This window comes from Microcoleus sp. Pol1C5 (genome assembly GCF_036701115.1).
In the GTDB taxonomy this organism is placed as follows: Bacteria; Cyanobacteriota; Cyanobacteriia; order Cyanobacteriales; family Microcoleaceae; genus Microcoleus.
This window is the reverse complement of sequence record NZ_JAUBQE010000103.1, coordinates 1-9612: the sequence shown is the minus strand read 5'-3', so window position 1 is coordinate 9612 and position 9612 is coordinate 1. Positions and strand designations below refer to the sequence as shown.

Annotated in this window: 13 protein-coding genes; 2 read left to right on the top strand and 11 right to left on the bottom strand. The window is 44.5% G+C overall.

All coding sequences use genetic code 11. The features are described from left to right. Positions 1-84: 84 nt before the first annotated feature. The 11 genes from QUA23_RS30085 to QUA23_RS30035 form a co-directional block, all read right to left on the bottom strand. Positions 85-675 carry a hypothetical protein gene (locus QUA23_RS30085; protein ID WP_333079558.1) on the bottom strand — a complete coding sequence of 197 codons (591 nt, stop codon included), beginning with the start codon at positions 673-675 and terminating at the stop codon, positions 85-87. Then, the gene (locus QUA23_RS30080) at positions 663-902 is read right to left on the bottom strand and encodes a hypothetical protein (protein ID WP_333079557.1); all 240 of its coding nucleotides are present in this window, start codon (positions 900-902) and stop codon (positions 663-665) included. The genes QUA23_RS30085 and QUA23_RS30080 overlap by 13 nt, the downstream gene beginning before the upstream one ends. Positions 903-915: 13 nt before the next feature. Continuing rightward, on the bottom strand, positions 916-1095 hold the full coding sequence (locus QUA23_RS30075) for a hypothetical protein (protein ID WP_333079556.1): 180 nt from the start codon (positions 1093-1095) through the stop codon (positions 916-918). A 68-nt stretch (positions 1096-1163) separates the two neighbouring features. Continuing rightward, entirely contained in the window at positions 1164-1550 is a 387-nt protein-coding gene (locus tag QUA23_RS30070; RefSeq protein WP_333079553.1) for a hypothetical protein, read from the bottom strand. Further along, positions 1550-1981 (bottom strand): hypothetical protein, encoded by a 432-nt coding sequence (locus QUA23_RS30065; RefSeq protein ID WP_333079551.1) that lies wholly within the window; start codon positions 1979-1981, stop codon positions 1550-1552. Before QUA23_RS30065 ends, QUA23_RS30070 begins: the two co-directional genes overlap by 1 nt. A 2-nt stretch (positions 1982-1983) precedes the next feature. Continuing rightward, the gene (locus QUA23_RS30060; protein ID WP_333079550.1) at positions 1984-2256 is read right to left on the bottom strand and encodes a hypothetical protein; all 273 of its coding nucleotides are present in this window, start codon (positions 2254-2256) and stop codon (positions 1984-1986) included. Continuing rightward, the gene (locus tag QUA23_RS30055; protein ID WP_333079548.1) at positions 2256-2885 is read right to left on the bottom strand and encodes a hypothetical protein; all 630 of its coding nucleotides are present in this window, start codon (positions 2883-2885) and stop codon (positions 2256-2258) included. The genes QUA23_RS30060 and QUA23_RS30055 overlap by 1 nt, the downstream gene beginning before the upstream one ends. A gap of 56 nt (positions 2886-2941) precedes the next feature. Further along, complete coding sequence (locus tag QUA23_RS30050) at positions 2942-3262, bottom strand: hypothetical protein (protein WP_333079546.1); 321 nt, start codon at positions 3260-3262, stop codon at positions 2942-2944. A 158-nt stretch (positions 3263-3420) separates the two neighbouring features. Further along, on the bottom strand, positions 3421-4479 hold the full coding sequence (locus QUA23_RS30045; protein ID WP_333079544.1) for a hypothetical protein: 1059 nt from the start codon (positions 4477-4479) through the stop codon (positions 3421-3423). 9 nt (positions 4480-4488) lie between these two features. Beyond that, the gene (locus QUA23_RS30040; RefSeq protein ID WP_333079543.1) at positions 4489-5469 is read right to left on the bottom strand and encodes a hypothetical protein; all 981 of its coding nucleotides are present in this window, start codon (positions 5467-5469) and stop codon (positions 4489-4491) included. Positions 5470-5662: 193 nt separating this feature from the next. Further along, on the bottom strand, positions 5663-8233 hold the full coding sequence (locus QUA23_RS30035; protein WP_333079541.1) for a hypothetical protein: 2571 nt from the start codon (positions 8231-8233) through the stop codon (positions 5663-5665). Between the two features lie 82 nt (positions 8234-8315). On the opposite strand from QUA23_RS30035, the gene QUA23_RS30030 reads away from it, so the two are divergent. After that, the gene (locus QUA23_RS30030) at positions 8316-8840 is read left to right on the top strand and encodes a hypothetical protein (protein WP_333079539.1); all 525 of its coding nucleotides are present in this window, start codon (positions 8316-8318) and stop codon (positions 8838-8840) included. Then, positions 8840-9612 (top strand): hypothetical protein (locus QUA23_RS30025; RefSeq protein ID WP_333079537.1); only part of this gene is annotated, 773 nt, incomplete at its 3' end. The genes QUA23_RS30030 and QUA23_RS30025, both read left to right, overlap by 1 nt.

Sequence of the window (9612 nt, the reverse complement as noted above, 5' to 3'; positions counted from 1 at the left end):
AGGCGTTGAGCACTTCCTGAACCTGTGATGTCGCCAGGCGTTGAGCACTTCCTGAACCTGTGATGCCGTTAGGCGTTGAGCACTTTAGTAATAAGCAAAAACTTCATTTGCTGGCAGTACGATCGTCGAAAAAAGGTCTAGACCGGAGTTTTTACAATATTCCATAAATTGTCTGTGACCGAATCGAGTACGGCCGACTAAGCAACCGGCAGAAGCTTGCCCGATGTCCACCGCGGGGAGGTCATACCCCCAGTGTTGGTTTATGCCAAAATTTCCTACAACTTCAAGATCGTTAATTCGCTTCATGTCGCGGTTGTAGTCTCGATAACCGCGCACTTCGTCTACTTGAACAAGTGCCTCGTGTTCGTCCGAGTAACCGTGCAAGCCAATTTTCCAGGCTTTACTGTGGAACCCGAAGGCAATTCGGAACGCGCCGTTAGGGTTCATAGGTCGATCGGTGTACCAGTAACCCGGCTCGCACGTTGCTTGCCAACAGTCCAAGCATTTAGTTTTATCGAAGATGCAGCGCACGTCGTTAAATTGATTGGGTTCGTCGGCGTTTAAAACGCCGTTGATATTTAACCCTTCGAGGTAAATTATGTTGAAATTGTCGATTGGATATTTACGGGCTTTGCAATAATCAACAATTTTTTTACTGGTCGTTAAATCAAGCATTGTATTTTACGAGTTTCAATTTCAACTTTTAGAGCTTTTTTAAGTACAAGCAGTTTTAGTAAATCTTCCTCAACTCCTTCTCGAAGTTGGTTCCCTGTCCTAGCTTCGTGCCATGCCATCGTAGTTAGATAAATATATTCGGTGACAGTATCTTCTAAAGCGTCAAGCAATTGCGCGATAGAGCTATTACTATCTTTGAGGCATTCATAAGCTTGAACATATGGCATTGGTGCCACCTATTTATTTTGACTGATCGATATCAACTCGATCGGCATCAATTCTGTTCTGCGGGCTGCGGTTTTGTGGGCTGAATCCACCGCCAGCAAATCCCAATAAGGGGCCGGCAGAAGATAAAACGTAGATAAATCTGTCGCCCGGCAATTTGTCGCCGTTGAGTACAGTAACTAAAATAATAGTCAATCCAGCACTTGCAAAAAATACCGGAGTTAACGATCTGATTATTTCAGCGATGCCATACGGATCGGGCTTCATGGTGGTGTAAAATCAGTGTGGATTTTTTTATAACGCTGCATTGCTTTTTTTTGAAGGTTTGGAATATCGCGCCTAATATGATAGACTTCGTCTTCATCTAAATAATATTCGTTATCTTCTTGCAATGCTTTTTCAAATTCTCCCTTTGTCCACTTTTGTAAAAACTTGTCTCGCTGATCTTGCCGAACACTAATCATGTCTACAATACTTTCTAGTACAGCAATGCGTTCTTGCTGTGCTAAAGCTTTTGATTGACTTTCAATTGTTGAAGCAGTTCGCTCTGCTACATATCTTTCGGCAACTTTAAGGCCTTTCCATAGAAAGCCAGCTATCACAGTAAAGCCAGCAAGATTTGTGATTAAATTAGTCCAATTGATAGCCATTATGGCGGATGCTGTTGCTGTTGAATTAATGTATCTAGCTTTTGCTCTATTGTGTCAGTCTGCGGTCCTAGATATTCCCAAATTGTGATACTTGCTTGGGTAAACCAGCGAGGAAATCTAACTGATATTTTGTAAGTAGGCACTAGCTTCGGAAATACCAAAAGTTGTTTTTGCCGCAGCTTTAACCGCGTATTGCTAAAAGTAGAAGCTGCGGTCGGACCGAAAGGAAGGTTTATTTTTTGACCGATCCAACCCGCAGAGTACCATGTGTCAAGCGCTTCGGAGTTATCCACAAGTACGGCAATAATATTTGAAGTAAAATCAAAATTAGGTGCATACTCGGGCAGCGGATTTTCTGAACTGCCGACAAAAGATTGAGCGAGGCGCGGTTGCCAGTTTGCTGAATTTTCTAGATCTAAGGTAATGCTCATAATTAACTTAGCAGCAGTTCAGCAAAACTCAAACTCTCAATATTTGTGTGAACAATCTGCAAATAATTGTCCATTGGTTGCGTCAAACAAAACTCTTGAACGTCTAAAAAGGTTTCTACATCTAATTCCCCATTTAAAAAGTCAATAATTGAGCGAGAAGATATATATGATTTTTCAATTAATTCTTCCCGCTCGCTATCGCTCAAATCAGGACCTAATGTAGTTATAAGAGTAAAGCTATTTTGTAAGCCTTCTCTAACTTCTCCATTTATCATTATCGTTTATTGGGACGAGGTGCTTCTTCTCCGCTGAAAGATAAGCTTTTACCGCCTGTTGAAAGCCTGGCATACAAAAAAGACATCATACCCTCTTCTTTGTCTTGTCCAGGGGTCGCAGACGATCCGAAAGGATAGGTGAAACTATTGCCCAATCGACGGCGGTATTCGAGGCCCGTAACGCGAGAGATAGGCGTAGTGCTTGTGCTGTCAGCGCTACCTGCACCCGTAGGAGCTGTTGTATCTTCTTCGCCTTGAGCTGGAGCAGGTTCTCCCGCTTTTGATGCTACTTCTGGTACAAAAATAGTTACTTTGGCAGGCTTGTATCCGTCGCGGCGCCGAGCAGTATCAGGAGTGGTGCCAGTTTCGATATTAAGAACCGCATCTGTTGCGCCTGTCGCTGTTTTCGTACCTGCTGCCATTGCCCGCCCGCTGGCTTTGACAAGTGTATTTTTAGTGGCATCTTTAGTATCAAACGATGCAAGAGCTAGTAACACGCTGGGACCGCGTGCAGGTGCATTTACCTTTGGTTGATCTTGTCCCAGCTTGTATTTAGTAAAAGCAGCGGTAATTGTAGCAACCTTTTCCGCATTTTTAACTAAATATTTTATAGTCGAAAGTTCGCCCATTGTTTTTGGTGGTAAGTGAAGGTTTGCAATTGAAATTCAAAATACTAGGAGCAGGATTACAGAATGATCGGATCGGAATTTGTCGGATCGACAAAAAGCTTGCCGCCAACTGCGTAAAAAATCGGAATTTCAATCCGACCGTCTGCCGCGATAACTGTCTGACCTAACTCTTTGCCCGAAACTGTCGCAACATCGGGGATTGAACCGTTTTCTCCGTTAAAAATGATTTGCGCTTTTTCTAGACCATCGGTAACGGCAAGTAAAAACGAACTAGGACTGATAGTGCTGGGCAGAGTCGTGTTACCCGTGAGCACTGCGCGAACCGTAGTGTTACCGATTTGGTCGAAGAAAATTTGAGCGGGCACATCTTGAGCCATAGAACCTTACCTGCGTGTTGACCCTTTTAAGCTAACAACACGCTCAGCCCTTGTCTAGTCTCGGTTTTTAGTTAAACTCTCTATTTATTGTTGAGCTAGACCCCTATAGGGGTCTATTTTTCCTTATAACGCAATTTAATCGAGTGTGTAAATAATTGTTAAGCAATATATTGCGTCTTTTTGAGCGTACACAAATAAATAGTTGCGTACTCAAAGGTAACATCGACAACAGGGAGCCGTTCCGGGGTTTTAAACGTTTTGCCTAAAACTTGGACATTTTCAGCAGGGGGATAAGCTTTAACAGGGTTTTTAGCTTCGCCGTATTTTATAAAAGCTTCGTCTATTTGCAAGTCACGCAAAGCCAAGACATTTTGAACCATGCGCTCTCCCTCTGTATGAGTAGACGCAAAAACATTAAGATTGTAGCCACGCAGCCAATCGTGATATGTCACTTGCTTTTTACCCTTGGACCATTTGTAGGGCGGTGTTGTGCCAAAAATTGTTTTGATTTTTGCACCTATGCGATCGATGTCGGATTGACGGATTAATTCTAAATCCGTTCTTTGCTGTGCCATTTTAGGATTATCTGTGTAACCCATAAATCGAAAAGTTTTTTCGCCGGTTATTATTCGCTCCTCGCCGGGTAAATTTTTGTCAATTCCCTTGAAATATAAAGTAATTTCGGGAATCCCAGAATATCGGATTACATCGCTAGTTATAGATTGTTGCTCTTGAGCTTTAGCGCTTCCTTGATATTCGTATCTAATAATCTGATCGACAATCATGTTGTCAGTCCCGCCCATGATTACCGAATCTGCTTCGTTGTTGCTGTCTTTCCAATATTCAATCTCTCTATAACCTTGCTTGTAGCGCAATTCTGGTGGGGTTAAATCTTTAAATTTAGGCAGCGCACCCGGCTTGCGCCACTGCTTGTCGCCCATTAACGGATAGTTTGAAGTTTCTCGATTAAAGTTTGACAGCGGAAAGCCCAAGCGCCATTGCTCGAACCATTCCTCAAGATTGATGCGATCGCGCTCGAATACATCGTAAGTTGCAAGAAACAGCGAACCGTTAGCCGCTATATCTTCTTCCCGCCCCGATAAAGTATAAATTTCGCGATCGTTTTTCCGGTTGGGCTTGATTTGTACGACGCGGTACGGCCATTTGCTTTCAGTCGGTGAAATTAATTGTTTTAATTTGTCTTCCCATGCGCTCATAACTTTTACCTACCCAAATGCTGTAGAAAATACCATTAATGCCTCTTGGCAAGAATCAACAAACTCTTCCCAAAGGTTTTCATAGTAAGCTTTGATGCCTTCGTCGGGAATTGTTTCTATCTTCTCTTCGACCGATCCGTTAATTGTCCAAGGTTTAGAACCTTTTTCGCCCCACTTGTCTATTGTATTAGCAAGGCTGGGAGAAAATTGGCGAATAAACGGCGATTTGCTTTTAATTACTTTGCGGACATTTTTGTAAAGCTGCGTGAATCCAATTTTTTTTGCAACATTTATTGTACCCATCACCATTGATTTAATTTGAGGGATTATTTCTTCGTAAAGCTCCTCATCTACTTCTTTAATAGCCGCTAGCTTGGCAGGGTTGAACCTAACTACAGCAGCACCGGGAATAATGCCGCACAAACCTGCCCCTAAAGTTGCACCAAAACCAGCGCCGACAATTCCCCACAAACTGTTTTGAGCCGAAGTAACTTGACTGTCTAAACTTTCATTAGTCGCCTGAAAGTTGAAATTGAGCAAGCGAACTGCGCTTCCCGTACACCAGCGGATAAGCGCTCCAGTAGTCACCCCTTGCAGCCAGCGAGTAGCCAGCGCGCCGGGAGAACCTAACAAAGCCAAAGCCCTGCCCCCAACCGATCGCAAAGCTGCACCCGCACCTGCCCGCGCCGCGCCCATCACGCCGAGCGACCGCACCGCGCCGACAACTCGCGAAACTGTGCCGGCAACACCGAGCACCAGCTTGCCTCCAAAATACATTGCAGTTCCGCCGAGAACTGCGCCGGCTGTCGCTCCAAGCGGATCGTCTCTGTACCAGTCTCCGAATTTAACATCGCCGATTTGGAAGTTAGCGATCGCCTCTCCGATCTTGGCTGCTATGTTTCCAAAAAAGTTGCTCACTCCCTGCACCCAAGATTGAGAAGCAGTGCCGTTGTACAAATCGCTAGCAGTTTCACCGTCTTTGATAATCATAATCCCTCTGTTTTTTGATGTGTATTTCTAATTCGGTTACGCGTTTGTTTAAATCGTGAATTATTACAGCCTATTCGCTTGTAAATTCTAACAAAGCTGAAAATAACTCTTCTAGGTCGTGATTGCATTCTTCATTGTGTTTTAGTTCTACAACTATTCGCCCTGAACTTGGATCTTGTTTGAATTTCATAAATTAATCTGCCTTTGGCTCTTTGGTATCAATTTCTCGAATTCGGGGATTTTCAGTAATGGGCCGGTTGTAAGGTTGAAGCGGATCGGATTCGGGAAACCTCAAAGCTTGAGTCTCTGGGTTATCGGTATATCCGACTTCTGCTGACCCGATCCACTTATCTAAATCGCCAATACCTAAAGCGCTGGCAACATCTCGCCGCATTAAGAATGAAGTAATTTTTTGAGCTAGCCCCGCGCCTGCAATTAGGCGATCGATTCCCGCTTCAGAAACTCTTTCTGATACTGCAGCGCTCGCGGCGCTTGAATGCTTCAACAGTTCCAGCAAGGCTTCGTTGAGGGTTTTATCTTCGGCGCATTCAACTATATCTACTTTTACAATTGTATTTTGAAGGATCCCCGGTGCTAGCGCTTCAATGTCGGATTCTTTATTAGAATCAATTTTGGGCGACATAGCGGCTCCATCCCCAAAACCTATTTTTTCCAAAACTTTAGCAGCCAGCGATTTATCCATGCCCGCAAAAGGATCGAACGGCATGGGAACATCGGCGGTAGTGCGGTTAATTTTAAAGTCTAAGTATTCGACAATCGCGTCGAGCATTGCGTTATTTTGCACCGTTAACTGGTGCATTTGGCACTGCTGGAACGCGCTGCGGAGAGCAAAGTTTGAAGTTAAATCGCCGTCCCCTTCCATGTCTATTAAATATTGGAAAAGCTCGCGGAATACATCGGCTTGCGAGTGGAATTCTAGTTCGATCGGCTGGTCGCCTTTGATTGCAGGGTCGGCGTCTTTGACTTTCACTTTTACCGGCCAGTATCCCCGGTGCTTGTCGTCGGAGCGCACCATCAACTCTATGAGGTGAATTAAGTTGCCGACGCGCTCTTGACCTTTGGCACCGGGATAAATCCAGCGCTTGGGAATGCTGCTATCTTTTAATTCGGCGATTGGCAAAATCCTTTCTAATCGGTTGCCCATTTCGACGACGTAGCGAATGGCATCTGTCAAGCTGCGGACTTCGAGACGCTTCTCTTTGATAATTCCGTCGTCGGTGTTGAGCCAAAAATCGTTTGGATCCGGGTATGCAAAATCTGGGTTGTTTCCTGTCAGCCATGACAGAAGGTTGCCTTCAGATTGCCGCAGTTTGCCTTCAGAATCCTTGATAAATTCTTTAGTCCCAACAACTCTTTCTAGCCTTTCCGATTGCGAACCCATTATAAATAATAATTCGCTTACATTTTTAACCAATATTTTTTCTTCTTTTTTGGCAACCGGATCCAACCAGCGTTTAGGAACTTCAAAAGGAAAAGCCATTTTTTCAGTTTCAAATTGTTCGCCTTTTTGGCTTACCTGAGCAAACTGCCCGAGGGCTTCCATTCCGGGAATTGGAGTTACGCCGAGGTGCTTGTGCTGCATCAGAAGCATCAACATTATGGCTTTACAACATTTATCATCCATTTTCTTTTTAGGTGGTGAGTTGGGCGGCATTGGGGAGTAAACGGGAGTTGAAACTATAGGAGCTGCGTCGCCGCACACGACGTAATACTCTACAGTGTTTCGAGTTTTCCAGTCGCCCCATACATTTGTATTGCCTATTTTTCCTCTTATATACGTAATAGTTTTTATATCCGCCGTTTGAAACGACAAGCTAAAATCTTGAGTGTTGTTAGCAAACCGGATAGTGTGCCAGTTAGAAGTCACTACAATTTCGTTAGCGTTCTGAAAATTGGAAAACAATCGAGTAGTAGTCGATCCGCTTGTTATGTAATATTTTATATTGGGATTTTCAGTTACTTTTAAAGTTTTGTGATTTTTAGTGTTTATCCCAAACCTGTTTGCTAAAGCATAATCCGAATAATCCGGTAAATTAGGGTACGATAGTTTTACATAATCGTTATAAGTAACAGTTTCGCGCTCTTGTACAATTCCTTCGGGTCCTGTTATTAAGTCATAATTTCCTGTTGATGAATTGTATTTAAGATATTCTCGCTTGTTGTACCTTTCCTCGCGCCAAGTTATCCACGTTTTGCTGCAATTTATATCAGGGGGCGTGGGTTCTGCTGGCTGCTCGGGTGTTGCAGGAAACGGCGTAGGTTCTGGCGCGGTTGGCGCTGGCTGTGGCGGAACCTGCTTCGGTTCGCACACGTTCCGCCCGTAAGTGTGGCTAAAAGGTCCAACAGTCAAAGTAACGTACTGATAACATCCACCCTCGCCGGTGTTTTCATCTTGATCGGTTCCCACGTCAATCGACCCGCCGATCGGTCCGATACCAAAACCGAGGCCGAGGCTGCCGCCTTTTATCGCACCGCCCGCGCCGAGGTTTATTCCACCCCTTCCAGAAATCGGGCCGCCGATGGGTAGCGATACTGTCACGCCAAGTCCGCCCCCTGCCGATTTTCCAATTTCGACACCGATCGGCGATCGCGGTTTTGGTTTTGGCTGCAGCAAACTGCCCGTGGGACGGGCGCTGCCTCGCGGAATTTCCGCGTCTAACCCGACAACATCTGACAAATCTTCTGGCTCGTCAAAATTTTCTTCGGGATTCGTTCCCGAAGAAGTTCCCCATTTTGGAGCCAATCGCGTCGCGGCCGTAGTGGTAGTTCTTGCCAACAGATATATAAAATAGATATAAAATAATTAAAACAAATATTTTAAAAATATGACAGCTTTTACTAATGGAACGGGCGGCACGCTTACAGGTATAACCACGGTAGAGGATTGGACTTTTGCTTTGATTAATTTTTTGAGGATTCAACAGGGGAATTCTGCCAAAAATCCATCAAATTTAAAATATTTAAACGTAACGACAAATACTGACGGGGCCCTTAGTGGCACTTTCTCCTGCCCTTGCACGGTAGTTGCAGGAACGGCGGGGGCATTATCAATTACTGCTGCGTCGTATTTAACAGGGGTAACTTACACCGCGCCATCGGGCGGAGACAGCACCGCAACAAACGAAGTACAAGCTTTGATAGATGCCGTGCGGCGGCAAAAAGCGCTAGAACTTGATACTACTAAAAACACGGGAAACGCAAATTATTTATCTTTGTCGGTCACGATGGGCGCTACCGGAGTAGGTAGTAACAACGCTACCGTTAACCTCGGATTTAGCGGTTTGCCGGGCGACATGACGCAAGCTGCCAACGGATCTTTAACAGTTGAAGGTCGGACTTATTTAAGCTAATGAAAAACTCGGGAACCTTTATTAGATCGCTCGTCCCGGCAGACGGGAATGCTATTGCAACGCTGGTTGACTTCAATCAAATTTTGATGCCGTATCAAGAATTTACAGTTGACAATATAGTCGAGCACGTAATTGTGCTTGAGGACTTGCAAGCTAAATGCGGATTGTTTTCCCTACTGGAAGCACCTTGGCCGAATAACGTTACCGCTTTATCCTCTGATGCGGCGCAAATGGCCGAGCAAGATAAAATCAAAAAAGAAGGTCAAAAAGTTTATTTAGGTATTTATCACGCATACGGCAACGGACCTTGGATAAAAAAAGGTGAAGAAATACTCCAAAATAAAAATAGTTTGGAACAGCCTTGGGCGCTGATGGCCCCGTTTTTTTCAACTAATGAAACAGCCCTGCTTGACGAAGATTTAAAAATCGGAGTCCGAGTTGAGAACAAAGCTCAAGGCAACGGCGGTTTAAAGTCTTCTGACTATATTAGTATCTTTGGCAGTTGGAGAAAGAAGACAGAAATTCGCAAAAAAAAAGACGAGGGTATGGAGGCGGTATGGGCTGAATTGGAAACCCTAAAACTAGCTATTTACGGCCGCCTTACTGACTTACCTGCTAATACCTTATTAGGTCGCAGCACCGGAACAGGCGTTGTCGAGCAAATCTCTCAATCAACTTTTGCCAAATCCGCTGACGTAAACGCTGCCATAAATGTGGCTATAGAAGATTTAGCCGGAGCCGCTCCCGCAGTTCTTGACACCCTTGACGAACT

Excerpts from the sequence above, each read along its gene's own strand:
- QUA23_RS30065 (WP_333079551.1), bottom strand. The coding sequence starts at position 1,981 with ATGAGCATTACCTTAGATCTAGAAAATTCAGCAAACTGGCAACCGCGC.
- QUA23_RS30045 (WP_333079544.1), bottom strand. The coding sequence starts at position 4,479 with ATGAGCGCATGGGAAGACAAATTAAAACAATTAATTTCACCGACTGAA.
- QUA23_RS30050 (WP_333079546.1), bottom strand. The coding sequence starts at position 3,262 with ATGGCTCAAGATGTGCCCGCTCAAATTTTCTTCGACCAAATCGGTAAC.
- QUA23_RS30040 (WP_333079543.1), bottom strand. The coding sequence starts at position 5,469 with ATGATTATCAAAGACGGTGAAACTGCTAGCGATTTGTACAACGGCACT.
- QUA23_RS30055 (WP_333079548.1), bottom strand. The coding sequence starts at position 2,885 with ATGGGCGAACTTTCGACTATAAAATATTTAGTTAAAAATGCGGAAAAG.
- QUA23_RS30060 (WP_333079550.1), bottom strand. The coding sequence starts at position 2,256 with ATGATAAATGGAGAAGTTAGAGAAGGCTTACAAAATAGCTTTACTCTT.
- QUA23_RS30080 (WP_333079557.1), bottom strand. The coding sequence starts at position 902 with ATGCCATATGTTCAAGCTTATGAATGCCTCAAAGATAGTAATAGCTCT.
- QUA23_RS30030 (WP_333079539.1), top strand. The coding sequence starts at position 8,316 with ATGACAGCTTTTACTAATGGAACGGGCGGCACGCTTACAGGTATAACC.
- QUA23_RS30070 (WP_333079553.1), bottom strand. The coding sequence starts at position 1,550 with ATGGCTATCAATTGGACTAATTTAATCACAAATCTTGCTGGCTTTACT.
- QUA23_RS30085 (WP_333079558.1), bottom strand. The coding sequence starts at position 675 with ATGCTTGATTTAACGACCAGTAAAAAAATTGTTGATTATTGCAAAGCC.